General features: G+C 65.7%; 15 protein-coding genes and 1 pseudogene. 10 read left to right on the top strand and 6 right to left on the bottom strand.

Annotation, left to right across the window (positions count from 1 at the left end; translation table 11 throughout):
* Together A5698_RS04075 and A5698_RS04070 are read left to right on the top strand one after the other, a co-directional pair.
* Positions 1–1,091, top strand: a 1,091-nt coding sequence (locus tag A5698_RS04075; protein WP_197506644.1) for a penicillin-binding transpeptidase domain-containing protein, incomplete at its 5' end; no start/stop codon positions are given.
* 107 nt (positions 1,092–1,198) lie between these two features.
* The gene (locus tag A5698_RS04070) at positions 1,199–2,833 is read left to right on the top strand and encodes a glycosyltransferase family 87 protein (protein ID WP_068293590.1); all 1,635 of its coding nucleotides are present in this window, start codon (positions 1,199–1,201) and stop codon (positions 2,831–2,833) included.
* On the opposite strand, the gene A5698_RS04065 is transcribed toward A5698_RS04070, so the two are convergent.
* Entirely contained in the window at positions 2,830–4,140 is a 1,311-nt protein-coding gene (locus tag A5698_RS04065; protein ID WP_068293582.1) for an adenylate/guanylate cyclase domain-containing protein, read from the bottom strand. The two genes, A5698_RS04070 and A5698_RS04065, sit on opposite strands and share 4 nt — an antisense overlap.
* 142 nt (positions 4,141–4,282) lie before the next feature.
* On the opposite strand from A5698_RS04065, the gene rpsF reads away from it, so the two are divergent.
* The 5 genes from rpsF (at position 4,283) to A5698_RS04040 (ending at position 9,534) form a co-directional block, all read left to right on the top strand.
* On the top strand, positions 4,283–4,573 hold the full coding sequence (gene rpsF, locus A5698_RS04060; protein WP_064402276.1) for a 30S ribosomal protein S6: 291 nt from the start codon (positions 4,283–4,285) through the stop codon (positions 4,571–4,573).
* A 124-nt stretch (positions 4,574–4,697) separates the two neighbouring features.
* Entirely contained in the window at positions 4,698–5,201 is a 504-nt protein-coding gene (locus tag A5698_RS04055) for a single-stranded DNA-binding protein (protein ID WP_064346102.1), read from the top strand.
* Positions 5,202–5,243: 42 nt separating this feature from the next.
* Positions 5,244–5,498 (top strand): 30S ribosomal protein S18, encoded by a 255-nt coding sequence (rpsR, locus tag A5698_RS04050; RefSeq protein WP_064346101.1) that lies wholly within the window; start codon positions 5,244–5,246, stop codon positions 5,496–5,498.
* Positions 5,499–5,511: 13 nt separating this feature from the next.
* Entirely contained in the window at positions 5,512–5,970 is a 459-nt protein-coding gene (rplI, locus tag A5698_RS04045; RefSeq protein ID WP_067083436.1) for a 50S ribosomal protein L9, read from the top strand.
* A gap of 483 nt (positions 5,971–6,453) precedes the next feature.
* Positions 6,454–9,534: a replicative DNA helicase gene (locus A5698_RS04040; RefSeq protein ID WP_197506642.1), complete on the top strand. Its 3,081-nt coding sequence runs from the start codon at positions 6,454–6,456 to the stop codon at positions 9,532–9,534.
* A gap of 26 nt (positions 9,535–9,560) precedes the next feature.
* Here A5698_RS04040 and A5698_RS04035 read toward each other — a convergent pair whose 3' ends face one another.
* The 3 genes from A5698_RS04035 to A5698_RS04025 all read right to left on the bottom strand — a co-directional run bounded on the left by A5698_RS04035 (position 9,561) and on the right by A5698_RS04025 (position 12,285).
* Positions 9,561–10,388: an SDR family NAD(P)-dependent oxidoreductase gene (locus tag A5698_RS04035; RefSeq protein ID WP_353651803.1), complete on the bottom strand. Its 828-nt coding sequence runs from the start codon at positions 10,386–10,388 to the stop codon at positions 9,561–9,563.
* Between the two features lie 35 nt (positions 10,389–10,423).
* Positions 10,424–11,512, bottom strand: coding sequence for a methyltransferase (locus A5698_RS04030; protein WP_197506640.1), 1,089 nt, complete (start codon positions 11,510–11,512; stop codon positions 10,424–10,426).
* A 221-nt stretch (positions 11,513–11,733) separates the two neighbouring features.
* Positions 11,734–12,285 (bottom strand): YaeQ family protein, encoded by a 552-nt coding sequence (locus A5698_RS04025; protein ID WP_068293570.1) that lies wholly within the window; start codon positions 12,283–12,285, stop codon positions 11,734–11,736.
* Between the two features lie 325 nt (positions 12,286–12,610).
* Here A5698_RS04025 and A5698_RS04020 point away from each other — a divergent pair, with 325 nt between their 5' ends.
* From A5698_RS04020 to A5698_RS29285, 3 genes and pseudogenes are all read left to right on the top strand, one after another.
* On the top strand, positions 12,611–13,426 hold the full coding sequence (locus A5698_RS04020; RefSeq protein WP_067293145.1) for a mycofactocin-coupled SDR family oxidoreductase: 816 nt from the start codon (positions 12,611–12,613) through the stop codon (positions 13,424–13,426).
* A gap of 115 nt (positions 13,427–13,541) precedes the next feature.
* Positions 13,542–14,648, top strand: a complete 1,107-nt coding sequence (locus A5698_RS04015) for a coiled-coil domain-containing protein (RefSeq protein WP_068293567.1) — start codon at positions 13,542–13,544, stop codon at positions 14,646–14,648.
* 92 nt (positions 14,649–14,740) lie between these two features.
* Positions 14,741–15,809: pseudogene (locus A5698_RS29285) on the top strand (hypothetical protein).
* Between the two features lie 42 nt (positions 15,810–15,851).
* Here A5698_RS29285 and A5698_RS04005 read toward each other — a convergent pair.
* Together A5698_RS04005 and A5698_RS04000 are read right to left on the bottom strand one after the other, a co-directional pair.
* Entirely contained in the window at positions 15,852–16,580 is a 729-nt protein-coding gene (locus A5698_RS04005) for a DUF1906 domain-containing protein (protein WP_068293588.1), read from the bottom strand.
* A gap of 141 nt (positions 16,581–16,721) precedes the next feature.
* Complete coding sequence (locus tag A5698_RS04000; RefSeq protein ID WP_068293564.1) at positions 16,722–17,594, bottom strand: SDR family NAD(P)-dependent oxidoreductase; 873 nt, start codon at positions 17,592–17,594, stop codon at positions 16,722–16,724.
* Between the last annotated feature and the right edge of the window lie 27 nt (positions 17,595–17,621).

Genomic DNA, 17,621 nt, shown 5'->3' with positions numbered 1-17,621 from the left:
CGACCAACGCGAACACCTTGAACGACGACCCTGTCGGCAGACCGGCCTGGGCGAAGTCGAATCCGTTGGCGTCGCTGGAGGTCGACGGCATCAAAATCACCAACGTCGAGGGCGCCGGCTGCGGCACGTGCAACATCGCCGAGGCGCTCAAGCGTTCGCTGAACACCAGCTACTACCGCCTGATGCTCAAGCTGAAGAACGGCCCGCAGGACGTCGCCGACGCCGCACACCAGGCCGGTATCGCCGAGAGCTTCCCCGGTGTCGACCACACGCTGTCCGAGGACGGCCAGGGCGGCCCGCCCAACAACGGTGTCGTGTTGGGGCAGTACCAGACTCGGGTGCTCGACATGGCGTCGGCGTATGCCACGCTGGCGGCCTCGGGCGTCTACCACAAGCCGCACTTCGTGCAGAAGGTCGTCAACTCCGAGGGCGAGGTGCTGTTCGACGCGTCGCAGCAGGACAACTCGGGTGAGCAGCGGATCGAGAAGAAGGTCGCCGACAACGTGACCTCGGCGATGCAGCCGATCGCCGCGTACTCCAACGGCCATGCGCTGGCCGGCGGCCGGCCGTCGGCGGCGAAGACGGGAACCAATCAGCTCGGCGACACCGACAGCAACCGCGACGCCTGGATGGTCGGTTACACGCCGTCGCTGTCGACCGCGGTGTGGGTCGGCACCACCGAGGGCACCAAACCGCTCGAAAACAAGTGGGGTTCGCCGGTTTACGGTTCGGGTCTGCCGTCCGACATCTGGAAGGCGACCATGGACGGCGCGCTGGACGACACCGACAACGAGTCGTTCCCCAAGCCCGAGGAGATCGGCGGGTACGCGGGCGTGCCGCAGGCGCCGCCGCCACCGTCGTCGACGGAGGCCCCGCCGCCCACCCAGCCGTCGGAGACCGTCATTCAGCCGACCATCGAGGTGGCGCCGGGCATCACGATCCCGTGGGGCCCGCCGACCACCGTTCCCGTCGCACCGCCGCCGCCCGGTGGCATCGCGCCGGGACCCGCGCCAGGACCGGCGCCGGTCGGAGCACCGCCCGCACCTGTCGGAGCACCCCCGGCGCCTGGTGCGCCGCTACCGCCTCCGTGACCGACGTGGGGGGCGAAGAGACAAGCGAGCCATCGACGGCATCGCCGGCTCCGCTGGCCCAGGATGTATCGCCAGCTCCGCTGGCCCAGGATGTATCGCCAGCTCCGCTGGCTGAGGTCCTATCGCCGGCTCCGCTGGCTGAAGACCGCCGGAGTTTCGACCAGCGCGACCTGCCGAGCCGCACGGACACCATCGGCGCCGCGTTGTCCGACGTCATCGGCGGTCCCGTCGGCAGGCACGCGCTGATCGGTAGGCAGCGGTTCCTGACGCCGCTGCGGGTCATGCTGATCATCGCGCTGGTGTTCCTCGCGCTCGGCTACTCGACGAAGGCCGCGTGCCTCCAGACCACGGGCACCGGAACCGCCGATCAGCGGGTGGCCGACTGGAGCAATCAGCGCGCGTACTTTCAGCTCTGCTATTCCGACACCGTTCCGCTGTACACCGCCGAACTGCTCAACCTCGGCAAGTTCCCGTACAAGTCGAGCTGGGTGGAGAAGGACGCCACCGGCCAACCGCATATCCAGTACGACGGCAACATCGCGGTGCGCTACATGGAGTATCCGGTGCTGACCGGCATCTACCAGTACGTGGCGATGTCGTTGGCCAAGACGTACACCGCGTTGACGAAACTCGTCTCCGTTCCGGTGATCGCCGAGGTGGTGATGTTCTTCAACATCGCGGCGCTGGGATTGGCGCTGGCGTGGTTGGCGACGGTGTGGGCGACGTCGCTGCTGGCGGGGCCGCGGCGGGTCTGGGACGCGGCGTTGGTGGCGGCGTCGCCTCTGGTGATCTTTCAGATCTTCACGAATTTCGACGCGCTGGCAACGGCTTTCGCGACGGGTGCGCTGCTGGCCTGGGCGCGACGCAGACCGGTGTTGGCCGGAGTGCTGATCGGGCTCGGCGTGGCGGCCAAGCTGTATCCGTTGCTGCTGCTGGCGCCGCTGGCGGTGCTGGCGTTGCGCACCGGCAAGTTGCGGGAGATCGGCAAGACGGCGATCGCCGCGGTCGTGGCGTGGCTGGTGGTGAACCTGCCGATCATGCTGTTGTTCCCGCGGGGGTGGTCGGAGTTCTTCCGGCTCAACACCCGTCGCGGCGACGACATGGATTCGATCTACAACGTCGTCAAGTCGTTCACCGGGTGGCGGGGTTTCGATCCCGACCTGGGGTACTGGCAGCCACCGACGGTGACCAACACCGTCTCGGCAATCCTGTTCGTGTCCTGTTGCATCGCAATCGGTTACATCGCGCTTACCGCTCGCCGTCGACCAAGGGTTGCGCAGGTGGCGTTCCTGATCGTCGCGGCGTTCCTGCTGACCAACAAGGTGTGGAGCCCGCAGTTCTCGCTGTGGCTGGTGCCGCTGGCGGTGCTGGCGTTTCCGCATCGACGAATCCTGTTGGCGTGGATGACGATCGACGCACTGGTGTGGGTGCCGCGGATGCTGTACCTCTACGGCGAGGCAAACAAGGGATTGCCGGAGCAGCCGTTCACCATCACGGTACTGCTGCGCGACATCGCCGTGGTTGCGCTGTGCGCGCTGGTCGTCCGCGAGATCTACCGTCCGGAGCTGGACCTGGTCCGCGCCCGCGGCGGAGTCGACGATCCGGCGGGCGGGGTGTTCGACGGGGCGCCGGACGCGCCGCCGCGATGGCTGCCGGACTGGTTGCGGCCGGATACGTTGAGGCTGCGCACAGAACGCGAACCGACGGACGATCGCGACCTGACCGCAGTCTCGGCGCGCTAGGACGTCACGGCGAACAGGTGCCACTCGCCGGGCACGCCTTTGAGTGCGTGGGTGCCGCGCTCGTCGAACTTCAGCCCGGAGCCGATAACGAGGTCGCGCAGGGTGCTCGACACGAGAACCTCATTGGCGTCGGCGAGTCCGCTGACGCGTGCGCCGATGTGTACGGCGATGCCGCCGATGTCGTCGCCGCGGATCTCGCACTCGCCGGTGTGCAGGCCGGCGCGTATCTCGAGGCCCAGCGCTTGGACGGAGTCGCGAATGGCCTTGGCGCAGCGTATGGCTCGCTGCGGACCGTCGAACGTGGCGAGAAAGCCATCGCCGGATGTGTTGACCTCGCGTCCGCGGAAGCGGGCCAGTTGTGCGCGGACGACGGCGTCATGCGCGTCGAGTAAGGCGTGCCAATCGCGGTCGCCGATCTCGGCGGCGCGGCGGGTGGAGTCGACGATGTCGGTGAACAACACGGTGGCCAGCACCCGGTCGTCGACCACATCGACCTGGTGACCGGTGAGAAACGCGTACATCTCCTGGAAGGACGTCCGCCAGTTCGGCTCGACGAAGTGATAGAGGTTACGTCCCTGCAGCTCAACATATCTCGCGTCGGGGATGTTATCGGCGAGGTAGCGGCCCATTTCAGGGACGACCATTGTGTCGTCACAGTGTTGGACGACGAGGGTGGGCACGCGGACGGTAGGAAGCAACGCGCGGACGTCCATCGCAGAAACCATCGGCATCATCAGGGCGACGGTCGCCGGGCTGGCCGCCAGACGTTCCATTCGAGCCCACGTCGCGCGAATCTCTTCGTTCCACGGCATGTCGGGATTGAGAACATGTTGGATCTCACCGGTGCCCCACATGCCGACCATGAACGCGGTCGCCTCCTCGGGATCGAGCGGACCGCCGACCGCAGCTGCGTAACAATCAAAACTCACCAACGCCGTCGTGCGGGACGGGTGCGTAGCCGCGAACAGCGCGGCTGCGGCGAACGCGCCGTCAACCGCGACAAGGATTGCCTCGTTGATGCCGAGATCGTCGAGTACCGCCGTAATACTGTCGGCCCATTGCTCCAGCGTCGGCAGCGCACCGGGCGACACGGGATCGGATGCTCCGGTGCCCGGTTGGTCGAAGAAGATCAACCGACCGATCGACGTCGTCGCCTCGATCCACCCGTGCATGGACGGGAGTTCGGGTATGACTTCACAGCAGGTGAACCAGTTCGGGACGAAAACGATGTCGCGTTCGCCCGGCGCCGAGGCACGATAGGCGACGCGCAGACCTCCGTTCAACGCGTAGCGCGTCTCGGAGAACATGGCGGGAGTCTAAGCCGGACGAACCACACGATTTCGCAGATCAGCGGGCTTTCCTGTAACCTGGGCCGGTTGCCGACGCAGGCGACCCTCCTGCCATGGACAGTCCATGGCCGATCAGACCGTAGGAGGTGATGAGGTCTTCATGCGTCCATACGAAATCATGGTCATTCTCGACCCCACCCTTGACGAGCGCACCGTGTCGCCGTCGCTGGAAACATTCCTCAACGTCATCCGCAAGGACGGCGGCAGTGTCGACAAGGTCGACATCTGGGGCCGGCGCCGGTTGGCATACGAGATCGCCAAGCACGCCGAGGGCATCTACGCCGTCATCGATGTGAAGGCAGAGCCCGCCACCGTGACCGAGCTGGACCGTCAGCTCAACCTGAACGAGTCCGTGCTGCGGACCAAGGTCATGCGGACGGACAAGCACTAGTCCCGAAGAACAGGCTGTACGCGTCGGAGCGCTTCCGTAGGCTCGCCTGCGACCGCTCGGAAGACTTACACCGCCAGCGATGAGCGCTTGCGCGAAGAGCCGAAGACCGAACCAGGAGGACATCGTGGCTGGTGACACCATCATCACCGTCGTCGGAAACCTGACCGCCGATCCCGAACTGCGGTTCACGCCGTCGGGTGCGGCCGTCGCCAACTTCACCGTGGCGTCCACACCGCGTATCTACGACCGCCAGAGCGGCGAGTGGAAAGACGGCGAGGCGTTGTTCCTGCGCTGCAACATCTGGCGTGAGGCCGCCGAGAACGTGGCCGAAAGCCTCACTCGCGGTTCGCGGGTGATCGTGCAGGGCAGGCTCAAACAGCGTTCGTTCGAAACCCGCGAGGGCGAGAAGCGCACCGTGGTCGAGCTCGAGGTCGATGAGATCGGCCCGTCGCTGCGGTACGCGACCGCCAAGGTGAACAAGGCGAGCCGCAGCGGCGGCGGCGGTGGCGGCTTCGGCGGTGGCGGCGGCGGAGGTTCGCGCCCCGCCGAGCAGCCCAAGGACGACCCGTGGGGCAGTGCTCCGGCGTCGGGCTCGTTCTCCGGAGCCGACGACGAGCCACCCTTCTGATCCACAACCGATCAACGAAGTAGCAAGAAAAGAGAAAGACACATGGCCAAGGCCACCAAGCGTCGGCCGGCTCCCGAGAAGCCGGTCAAGACCCGCAAGTGCGTGTTCTGCTCCAAGAAGGGGCAGGCCATCGATTACAAGGACACGGCGCTGCTGCGCACGTACATCAGCGAGCGCGGCAAGATCCGCGCCCGCCGCGTCACCGGCAACTGCGTTCAGCACCAGCGTGATATCGCGATCGCCGTGAAGAACGCGCGTGAGGTTGCACTGCTGCCGTTCACGTCGTCGACGCGATAGGGAGGACAGGAAGATGAAACTGATTCTCACCGCCGACGTCGAACATCTCGGCGAGCAGGGCGACATCGTCGAGGTCAAGGACGGTTACGCCCGTAACTACCTGGTGCCGCGGCACCTGGCCGTCGTCGCGTCCCGCGGCGCGGAGCGCCAGGCCGAGGAGATTCGCCGTGCTCGCGAACAGAAGGCCATCCAGGGCCGCGAGCATGCCGTCGAGCTCAAGACCGCGATCGAGAACCTCGATTCGGTGCAGGTGGCCGTGAAGGCCGCGGCCGACAGCGGCAAGCTGTTCGGCTCGGTGACAACGGCCGACGTGGTTGCGGCCATCAAGAACGCCGGCGGTCCGAACCTGGACAAGCGCACCGTCCAGTTGCCGAAGGCACACATCAAGACGACCGGCACGCATCCGATCGCGGTTCGCCTCCATCCGGAGATCGCCGCGACGGTTTCGCTGGAAGTCGTCGCCGCAAAGTAACTACAGGCGTCAAATACGGCCGGGTGAAATCGCCAACGATCTTCACCCGGCCGTTGCTGTGCGCGCTGGCGAACAATGCGCTGCGTTATCCGCACAGCGAAGATAACCGGCCGTTAACCTGCCTGGCCCCTGGGCGCAATACAACACGCCCGAGTTGGCAACCCGGCACGACACGCCGAGGCATTTGTCATCCACAACATCACCGACGGTTTATGGTGCGGCTATCTGCGCAGATGCAGTAACTGAAGTGGTTGATTAACAGGTTCTCCCCAACGACTCAACATGGCTGTCCAGACCTATCCACACCCCATCCACAGGTCTATGAACAGGACCGGGTTGCGCCCCCGCCAGCAACGTCTAGCGTAAGCCGTCGGCGGGACGGGTCAGGCGCCGAAAGCGGTTTGTCAGCGGCTTGGCTTATAGTCGCGGACAACCGGGTATCGAATGTACGTTCGATAGTAAATAGAGGGGGTGAGGCGCTTCGTGGCCGTCGTAGACGACCTAGGCCATCCGGGGATGGATACGCCGCCGCCGAGCGAGGACTTCGGACGCCAACCCCCCCAGGACCAGGCCGCGGAGCAGGCCGTGCTCGGCGGGATGCTGTTGAGCAAGGACGCGATCGCCGACGTGCTCGAGAAGCTGCGCCCCGGCGACTTCTATCGGCCGGCCCACCAGAACGTCTACGACGCGATCCTCGACCTCTACGGCCGCGGGGAGCCGGCCGACGCGGTGACGGTGGCCGCCGAGCTGGATCGGCGCGGGCTGCTGCGCCGTATCGGCGGCGCGCCGTACCTGCACACGCTGATCTCGACGGTGCCCACGGCCGCGAACGCCGGGTTCTACGCGGGCATCGTCGCGGAGAAGGCGCTGCTGCGTCGGCTGGTCGAGGCGGGTACCCGCGTCGTGCAGTACGGCTACGCCGGTGCCGAGGGCGCGGACGTCAACGAGATCGTCGACCGCGCACAGTCGGAGATCTACGACGTCACCGAGCGGCGCACGGCCGAGGACTTCGTCCCGCTGGAAGAACTGTTGCAGCCGACGATGGACGAGATCGACGCGATCGCGTCGCAGGGCGGCATCGCGCGCGGTGTGCCAACGGGTTTCGTTGAACTCGACGAGGTGACCAACGGTTTGCACCCGGGCCAGATGATCATCATCGCGGCGAGGCCTGGCGTCGGCAAGGCGCTGGCGCTTGATACGCCGCTGCCGACGCCGACCGGCTGGACGACGATGGGCGATGTAGCCGTGGGGGATTGGCTGCTGGGCGCGGACGGGGAGCCGACGCGGGTGGTGGCCGCGACCGAGGTGATGCTCGGGCGGCCCTGCTACGAAGTCGAGTTCGCCGACGGCACCACAATCGTCGCCGACGCGTTCCATCAGTGGCCGACCAACCGTGGCGTGCAGATCACCACTGCACTGCGTCCCGGTGCCGACGTGATCAGTGCGGCGCGGGTCCCGGCGCTCGTGCCGGCGGGTGGGCGACATCGGTCGGCGTGGGGCCTCGACTCGGTCCGACGGGTCCAGAGCGTGCCGGTGCGCTGTGTCGAGGTCGGCAATTCCGATCACCTGTATCTGGCCGGCCGCGAGATGGTGCCGACGCACAACTCGACGCTCGGCCTGGATTTCATGCGGTCCTGCTCGATCAAGCATCAGATGCCGAGCGTCATCTTCTCGCTGGAGATGAGCAAGTCCGAGATCGTGATGCGGCTCTTGTCGGCCGAGGCGAAGATCAAGCTGGCGGATATGAGGTCGGGCCGCATGAGCGACGACGACTGGACGCGCTTGGCACGCCGGATGAGCGAGATCAGCGAAGCGCCGTTGTATATCGACGATTCGCCGAACCTGACGATGATGGAGATCCGCGCCAAGGCGCGTCGGCTGAGCCAGAAGGCCGGCTTGCGGCTGATCGTCGTCGACTACATGCAGCTGATGACGTCGGGTAAGAAGTACGAGTCGCGGCAGCAGGAAGTGTCGGACTTCTCACGAAGCCTCAAGCTGATGGCGAAGGAGCTCGATGTTCCGGTGGTGGCGATCAGCCAGCTGAACCGCGGTCCGGAGCAACGTACGGACAAGAAGCCGATGGTGTCGGACCTTCGTGAGTCGGGCTGCCTGACGGCGAATACGCGAATCCTGCGCGCAGACACCGGCGCCGAGGTGACCTTCGGTGAGTTGATGCGCACGGGGGAGCGGCCGCTGGTGTGGTCGATGGACGAGCGCAAACGGATGGTCGCGCGGCCGATGACGAACGTGTTCTACAGCGGGCACAAGGAAGTCTTCAAGGTTCGGTTGGCGTCGGGTCGCGTGGTCGAGGCGACCGCCAATCACCCGTTCATGACACTCGATGGATGGACCCCGTTAGGGGAGTTGACGGTTGGGGATCGGGTGGCAGTGCCGCGTCGAGTTCCGGAGCCGGTGCACACCGAGCGGATGGACGAATCCGAGATCATCCTGCTGGCGCACATGATCGGCGACGGCTCATGCGTGAAGCGTCAGCCGATCCGTTACGCCAGCGTCGACGAGTGGAACCTTGATGCCGTTGCTGAGGCGGCCACACACTTCGGTGTGACGGCGGTGCGTGACGAGTACGCTGCGGCCCGTGTAACTACGTTACGGTTGACGGCTCCGTACCGCTTGGCCCGCGGTAAGCGAAACCCGATTGCCGCATGGTTGGATAAGCTGGGCCTGTTTGGGAAGCGCAGCCACGAAAAGTTTGTTCCCGCTGAGGTTTTCGCGCTGCCGAACGATCAGATTGCGTTGTTCCTGCGGCACCTGTGGGCGACGGACGGGTCAGTGCGTTGGAACGAGAAGCAGAAAGATGGTCGCATCTATTACGCGTCGACAAGCCGACGGCTCGTCGATGATGTGCGCCAGTTACTTCTGCGGCTAGGTGTGCAGAGCCGGATCGCAAGGACTCGTAAGGCGGGCTACCGTGACTGCTGGTTCCTATACGTCGAATGGCTCGACAACCAAAAGGTATTCCTGACCAAGGTGGGCGTGTACGGCGGCCGGGGTATAAAAGCAAAGGAAGTTCTCGACAATCTGGCTTCGCGCGGGCGGCGGGCGGGCAGGGACACTGTCCCGGTCGAGGTGTGGGACCGGGTCAGGCGCGCGCTAGCCGAAACGCAAATGTCGAAGGCCGAATTTGCGGCGGCCTCCGGGTTAGCGATTTCTTCCGCGCCGCTGCTCAAGGCGCCTCCAAGCCGTAACCGTCTGCACAGTGCAGCCGCGGCCCTCGAGGATCGCGAACTTCATGATCTCGCCACGAATGATGTTCACTGGGACGCAATCCTCGAAATAACGAGCATAGGCTATCAAGACGTATACGACGGCACTGTGCCTGGCACGAACTGCTTTGTAGCACAAGGGATTTCAGTTCATAACAGCCTCGAACAAGATGCGGACATGGTCATCCTGCTGCACCGGCCGGACGCATTCGAGCGCGACGACCCTCGTGGCGGCGAGGCGGATCTGATCTTGGGCAAGCACCGTAACGGTCCGACGAAGACGATTACCGTTGCGCACCAACTGCATTTGAGTCGATTCGCGAATATGGCCAAGCAGTAGCGAAGGCGGTCAGCACCAACCTCGAGCTACGGCTGACGCCGATCGAGCATTTCATCGGTGCGCTGCCACAGCGCCTTTCGGAGCTCCACGTCATCGGCCGCGCGATGTGTCTTGGCGACACGCCTCTTGCGGAAGTGCTCGCCGGAAGGCCAATCAACACCTGGGACTGAGTTCGCCAACCACACGAGGGTGTCAGCGCCCTGCTCGGGGGTGCGCAACAGCTTCTTCAAGGGCGAGTGGAACACGGCGCGCATGACCGCTGTCGAATCCTTGGCGAAGTTGGACGCCACCGATCCCGGCTCGAAGGAGGCCGCCGCGAGCCCGGCCGACCGATATCTGCAGTGGAGTTCGCGGGTGTACAACACATTGGCGAGCTTGGTTTCCGAATAGGCATGCAGTGCGCGAAACCGCTTCTCACCGTTGAGATCATCGATGTGCAGCTTCACCATGCGTGCGGCGCTGCTCGATGTGGCGATCACCGCAGCCTTGGATTCGATCAAACGATCCAGGAGAAGTCGTGTGAGCAGAACGGGCGCCAAATGATTCACCTGCAGAGTGCGCTCGTAACCATCGCGGGTCAACTGACGCGCCCCGCTGAGTTGGAGTCCGGCGTTGTTGCACAGCACGTCGATCTTGTCGTAGCGGTTCAGAAGCTCTGCCGCCAAACTGCGGACGTCGTCCAGACTTTCGAAATCACAGCAGTGGTGCGGTGCCCCGACTTCGGCAGCCGCCGCCTCGGTCTTGGCTCGGGACCGACCGACGATCACCGTCGTGTGTCCAAGAGAGGCCAGCGCACGGGCGGCAGCCCGTCCGACACCGTCGCTCGCGCCCGTCATGACAATCGTCTTGCCCACGATTTCGACGATAGTTCAGCTCGAAGGCCGCTAAGTCACACCTTCTCGGCCTCGATGAGGTCGTGCGGTACGACCGAGAATCTCCGGCCGGTCGGCCTCAGGCCGGCGGCGGCGAGTAGAGCCGACGTTTCGGCGAGCGAGCGCAGACGCCCGCCGTCTCGTTGGGTCAACGTGTGGAGATCGAGCAGCGGCGAGAACGGATTCGGACGATTGGGTTCCTGAAGGTATTCGACCACCACCACCTTGCTGCCGCTGGGCATGCTCGCCGCCACCGCGACCAGAATCTTCTCGCAGCGCTCGTCGTCCCAGTCGTGCAGCACGTCCTTGAGCACATACACGTCGGCGGTGGCGTTGACGGCGCGGAAGATGTCGCCCTCGACACGGTCGACGCGGTCAGCAAGACCGCGGTCGGCGAGGAATCCCTCCGCCTCGGCCATCATCCCCGCACTGTCGACCAGTATCCCGCGCAGGTTCGCGCGCGACTCGGTCACGATCACCGACAGCAGCGTGCCGATACCCCCAGCCACATCGCACACCACGGCATCGTTCGGCCACGGGTAGACCCGCGCGATGGCTCGGGCGCTGACCTCGGTGGCTTGCCGCATCGTGGCGGCGAAGATTTGTTGCTCATCGGGATGCGCGGCGAACCACTCCCACACCGACATCCCGTGCACGAGCTCGAAAGCGCTGCGGCCGCTGCGCACGCTGGCGGCCAGCCCGCCCCACGCGTCCGCGGTCGACCGCATCCCCTTATAGCGCATCCAAGCCCGCAGCGAAGCAGGATGATCACTGCGCAGCACCGCTCCGGTACGGGTCAGCTTCACCGCGCCCGTGCGGCGATCCATTGTGCACAGACCGCATCCGACTGCACCGCGCAGCAGGCGATGGGTGGTGTCTTCATCGCAGTTGACCCGGCCCGCGACCTGTGTCGCGGTCATCGGCCCATCGGCGAGCACATCGGCGATCCCGAGTTCGGCGATGGTTGCGGCGATCTGGACGCCACCGACACCCTCGCCGAGATCCAGCATCGCGATCTGAGGTGGCACCAATAGGTCGGCCAGTTGTTTGAGTCTGCGGCGCAGCGCGAGCGTGGCCAGCACAACGGGGAGAGGCGTCGACGGCATCCGTGCAGGTTTGCCCTCCAAGCACATTCTCAATCCCGCTTTTCCGGCGCGTGCCACCACGAGAAACACAAGTCCGACATTGATAGATAGGCGAAGACCATCGCCGCTACTGCGACGAGCAGGAGCCACCTTGCGCGGGTCCGGTCCGATAGTTGGGTCTGAGGAGGCATGCATCGACCATCGGACAGACACGCAAATTCCGAATCGGTAGAACTACCTGTTCATGCCAACGGCTCGGGCGTGAAGGTGACGTCGACTTCGCCGACGGTCGTCGTGACCTGGCCTTCCATCACAATCACCTGCACCGCGACCCGCCGGTCGACCTTCTGGGCGAGCCGCTGTACCGGCGCGTGCGGGATCTGCACCACAGACAGGTTCGGTAGCCCCGCCACTTTGGGTCCGACGGTGCGCCACCAGGTAGGTACTCCGGCGGCGAATGGAAACAGCAGCACCTGGTCGGACTGGCCGGCGGCCTTGCTCAGGGCGCGTGCGTCGGGCTGGCCGACGTCGATCCACTCCAGGATCCGACCCGTGTAATCGGCGAGTCGCAAGTCCGGTACGCCCGGAGTGGACAGGCCCGGGCCGAACGCCAACTCACCGTCGACGTCGCCGAGCCTGTGTGCGCGCAGCCCAAACGCCAATAACCGCACCATCATCCGCTCATCCGTCTCACTGGGATGACGGGCCACGGTCAGCATGTGATCTGCGTAGTAACCGTGATCGACATCGGAGACGCCAAGCTCGACCTTGAACACGGTTGAAGAAAGAGCCACGTAATAGTGTGCCCTCTGGTGATGCTGCTCGAACAGCCAGGCCCACGTCGTCGCGACCCGGGGTCGGTGGCGATGTCGGCGGTCGGCTTGCCGCCATCCATTCCGCGGGACTGATCGACTACACGGGTGCGGGCTGTCGCAGGCCCTTGCATAAATTTGGGCAGTCGCTCAAACTTAGCGCCGTGAAGCCGCGCGGCCGGTCGGCCATCATCGCCGGTGGTCCCAGCTGTGCGCTCCGGCCGCCGTCGCAGCTCTGCGGACGCGATCCGCATAGATCCCCGAGGCCGATGACGCCTCGACGTCACCCATCTGAACAGGAGTAGCCATGGGCAAGCTCGAGGGCAAGGTCGCTTTCATCACCGGGGCCGCGCGAGGCCAGGGCCGCGCGCACGCGGTCCGACTGGCGGAGGAGGGGGCAGACGTCATCGCGATCGACGTCTGCGCGCAGTACAGCACGGTGGCCTACAAGATGTCGACGCCTGAGGACCTGAACGAGACTGTGCGGCAGGTGGAATCGCTCGGCAGGCGCATCGTGGCGCGCGAGGCGGACGTCAGCGACGTGGCAGCCCTGCAGAAGGCGTTCGACGACGGGACCGCCGAACTCGGCGGCGTCGACATCGTCGCCGCCAACGCCGGGATCGGCCCGGGCGGCGCCACCACCGACGACGAGCAATGGGAAGACGTCATGAACGTCAACCTCAAGGGCGTGTGGAACACGCTGCGCGTTGCCGTCCCGACGCTGCTCAAGCAGGACCGCGGCGGCTCGATCATTCTGACCAGTTCGACCGGCGGGCTGATCGGCACCCCCGTCGTATCCGGAGGCATGATCGCCTACACCGCCGCCAAGCACGGAGTCGTCGGACTCATGCGCGCATACGCCAACTACCTTGCCCCGCACTATATTCGGGTGAACACCGTGGCGCCGACGACAGTGGCGACGCCGATGGCCAACAACGGTGATCTCAGCATGCTCAAGAAATACGAGCCCGCCATCGCGCGATCGCTCGAGAACGCCATCCCGGTCGACTACGTCGAAGCGCGTGACATCGCCAACGCCGTCGCGTGGCTCGCCTCCGACGACGCCCGATACGTCACCGGCACCGTCGTGCCCGTCGACGCCGGCCTACTCAACAAGGTCTGATCAACAGCTACTTCGACGGACGAATAGACATCGCCGCCGCCAGTTCATACCCTGTCCGAAACATACGTAGCCGGGCCGCGACGGGTCCCTACAGCGAAGGATCGTGACAATCCGAATGGGTCGGGCGCGCCGTTTCTCTCCCCGAGCGGGGGCTGGCGTCGCAGCCGCGGTCCTGACGTTGGCCGTGTTCCTGGCCGGCGGCGTCACGGCGGATCCGGCGTCTGACGCTCTGGCCAGGCTCGATGAGTTGTCGCGCCAGGCGGTGCAGACCCGCGAAGCCGTCACCCAGGCCCAACAGGATGCCGCAGACAAAGCGGCCGTCCAAGCCCAGGCCGAAGACCGCCATCGCAAAGACCTGGCGGCTCTCGATGCCGCGAACGCCCAGCTGGCCGACCGGCAAGCCGCGGCCGACAAGGTGGCCGCGATGACGTACGTCAGCGGACGCACCGGCCAGTGGGCGGCATTGCTGAGCGCGGGCTCGCCGCAACAGCTGATCGACCAGCTGTCCATCCAGCGTGCGATCACCACCGAGACCACCGCGCAGATGAAGGCCTTCCAATCGGCGCGTAAGAGCGCGGAAGGCGCCGCCCGGGCATCGGAGAAATCCGCCGCCGACGCCCGGACGGCGGCCGAGCAGTCCGCGGCGGTGCGCTCGGACCTCCAGGCGAAGTTCCGGGAACTACAGAAACAGATCGCCGCCGCCGAGGCGCAGTATGCAGCGCTGACGCCGGGGCAACGGGCGGTGGTCGACAATGCGGCCGCGACCCCACCGCCGCCGCCGGAAGCGCCGGCCCCGCCGATCCTCGCGATGCCCGGTCCGCCGCCCGGCGACGTCGCGCCTCCGCCGGCGGTCGCCCTCGCCGTGCCGGATGCGTTGCCCCCCGGCGTCGCGTCCGAGGCGGGGCTGCAGCCCAATACCGTCCTCGCCGCCCGCGCCATCAGCGCGCGGTTTCCCCAGATCTCCGACATCGACGGGGTCAGGCCCGACTCGAAGCCGTGGCATCCGAGCGGCCTGGCTATCGACGTGATGATCCCCAACCCCGAGAGCCCCGAAGGCATCGCACTCGGAGACGAGATCAAGGCGTTCATGCTGAGCAACGCGAGCCGCTTCGGGTTGCAGGACGTGATTTGGCGCGGTACCTACTACACGCCGGACGGTCCGGCGGGTTCGGGTTACGGCCACTACGACCACGTGCACGTCACCACGACACCCCGTCGCTGACCGGCCGACGAAGCCAGAATGGCGGTTCACTTCCGCGCCGACTGAGCTAACGTCGAAATCAGTGTCCTGTATGAGGGAAGCGAGTTGGCTGCATGACGGTGACCGGAGAGCGTCCCAAGATCCAGCTGGACGACGTCGATTTCAATCGCCGCGACCATCCGGACAAGCCGCTGCGGCCGATCCCGCCGGGACGTGACCACTTCGCCCCCCAGTGGCGGCACATGCGCGAGTTCATGTTCGGCGACTGGATCGACATCGACGAGGAGGTCGAACCCAACGACCTCACGCGCTGGCGCGACGACTACTTCTGGCAGGGCGATGAGTACATGGGCGCCGTGGTCGACGCATTTGAGCGCATCGCCCACGAACAGGGGCGCGCGCTGTTCGAGCAGGCCCTGACGCAGGCCATCGATTCGGTGCAGGATCCTCCGCAAGAACTCGTCGATCTCTTCGAGCACCTGGACGGGTTGCCCCGCCCAGTTCGATCTGGTCTCCGCCGAACGGGGCCGGATGCTCGCGATGTCGGCCACCAAGTCGGTCACCACGATCATCCAAGGATGGGGCGTTCTACGAGACCGCGATGACCGGCGATATCTCGGCGGCCACCGGTGCCACCGGTCGGTTCGCGGCGTGAATTGTGCGAACACCCGCGCGGTCTCGATGAAGCGGCGCGGACCGTCGGCTGGCTCGTCGACCACGCGTTCGGGGGGCAGCTGACCGCGCAGCAACTGGAGGACCTCGCCGAGTACTCGTCGTTCTCGGGGCGGCTGTGGGGCGCCCCCGAGGTGCTGCACTCGCCGAACGGTGTCGAACTGATCAAGTCGTTGAACTACGTGCCGGCCAGGGGCAGCAACCCGTCGCCGTGGCGTGCCCAGCTCGTTGACGCGCTCGCGGGTCCGGCCCACATCGCCACCCTGACGGAGACGCTTCCCGGCTGGGCCAGGAAGGTTGTTCCGCGCTACGCCAACCAGATCACGGCCACCATTGCGCTTGCGCCGGCCGGCGTCGTGGTCGAATCCGATTCGCGAACAACGGAAGAGGACCGGTGCAGCCGCGCGGGAACGGATCGCCATGCTGAGCAAGATCGCTGCGGGCCGGAAGATTCCGCTGACCTACAGCCATCACGATCAGTCGTTATCGGGCGAAACCTTCACCGGCTGAGAGTATTTGCCGAATTAGGAAGGGCCACCGCGGAGCCAGCGCTCACGGGTGCAGATTCCACTGGCCGCAGTCCTGGGCCAGCACGTCGTTGACATCGACGCGGATCCCGCCCACGACCGGGCCTGGATTCGAGGCGGTGTCGATGACCCGTTGATAGAGCACCGCAGCCGGGTAGACCTGGCCCTTCGACCAGGACCTGGTCTGCCACGCCCATACGCGGCCGGGTGTGCCCGAACGCCCGATGACCCCGTCGGCCGCCGCCCACTGACAGGCATTGATCCCGCCGTAGATCCCGGTGCGCTGCACGCCGATCACGGAGTTGATTCCCCGAAACCACGGCAACGCCAAGTTGGTCCACGCGTTGCGGTCGATGTCGTCGTCGATGCTGAAGAAGATCGGCGCGCTCTTGCCGCCGCCGGCCGCGGTGTGCAACTGCCATGCGGTGCGAGCATCCGCGATGCCGCCGGCATATCCGCGGGTGAAGTCCGAAGGCGCTGTCCCGCCCGGCTTTCCGTATTGATAATTGCTGACGATGACCAGACCGGCGGCGTTCAGTGACCGGGCGTACGGCAGGGTGATCGGTTTGGCGCCGAAATTCGAACCGGGCCGCGAGGTCGATACGTAGTTGATCACCCCGGAGTGGCCGGCGGCGCGGATGTCTTGAGCCGGGATCTGCCGCGCGGCGAAGTCGATCAGTGTCGGAGCGGCGGCCGACGCCAGGGGTGTTCCGACGCTCGCCGCCGCGGCACCGAGACCGGCCAACGCCGACATCGCGGCGGCATAACGCAGCGCCTCACGTCGGGAAACCGGGTGCGAGCGGCGCTCGCTCGGAACCCACGGCGTCTCGCGCACGCGGGCAAGTTAACAGAGTGACAGATGTGAACAACGTAGCCACGCCGGGGCAGTCTCCCTTCACAGCAGATCCGTGATCGTTTTGAGACCGGCCTCGTAGAGCACACCGGGCAGCATCCCGCCGTCGATCTCGATGGTGGTGCCATTGATGTAGTTGGCTTGGCCGCTGCACAGGAACACCACCGCGCGTCCGACTTCGTCCGGCTCTCCCGCCCTGCGCAAAGGGATGTCACGGAAGTACCTCTCGCCGGTCGGATCGTCCTTGGGCAACACGAACGCCTTGAAGTTGTCGGTCGTCGTGGGCCCGAGCGCCAGGCAGTTCACCCGCGCTTTCGGCCCCCATTCCTGGGCCAGCGACCGGGTCAGGTGGTTGAGCCCAGATTTGGCCGCACCGTAGGAGACCAGCGTGGGCGACCCGGCAGGATGGCCGGCGCCTGAGGAGATGTTGACGATAGAGCCGACGCCGTCCTGTCCGCACATCTGCCGAAAAACCCTGATGGCGAACCACATTGGGCTGATCAAGTTCATCTGAATGGCGAACGAGTGAAACAGCACGGTGCGCTCGAAGTCGTTGGCACCCGCGGGCGCGCCCTGGATGCGCGAAACGAGTTCGGGAACATCCTCGACGTGCGGGGTGGGGACGGTGCCGCCGGCGTTGTTCACCAGTATGTCGATGCGCCCGTAGTCGGCCGCCACACCGGAGACGAAGTCGTCGATGGCGCGGTAGTCGCCCTGGTCGCATACCCGTTGCGAGGAACGGACGAGCCAATCGGCGTTGTCTCGGACGCCGGGCATCGCGTCGAGTGGGCGGCGTGAACATCCGACGACGATGGCTCCTGCGCGCAACAGTTCATGGGCGATGCCGACCCCCACGCCTCGACTGGTGCCGGTCACAATCGCAACCTTGCCCTCGAGTGGAGCGTGTTCGTCCACGGATTCGTCCTCTCGTCGTCCCCGGGT

The sequence above is a fragment of the Mycobacterium sp. E136 genome (assembly GCF_001666865.1).
Taxonomy (GTDB): Bacteria; Actinomycetota; Actinomycetes; order Mycobacteriales; family Mycobacteriaceae; genus Mycobacterium.
The sequence above is the reverse complement of the archived record's forward strand: the minus strand, read 5'-3'. Positions and strand labels throughout refer to the sequence as shown.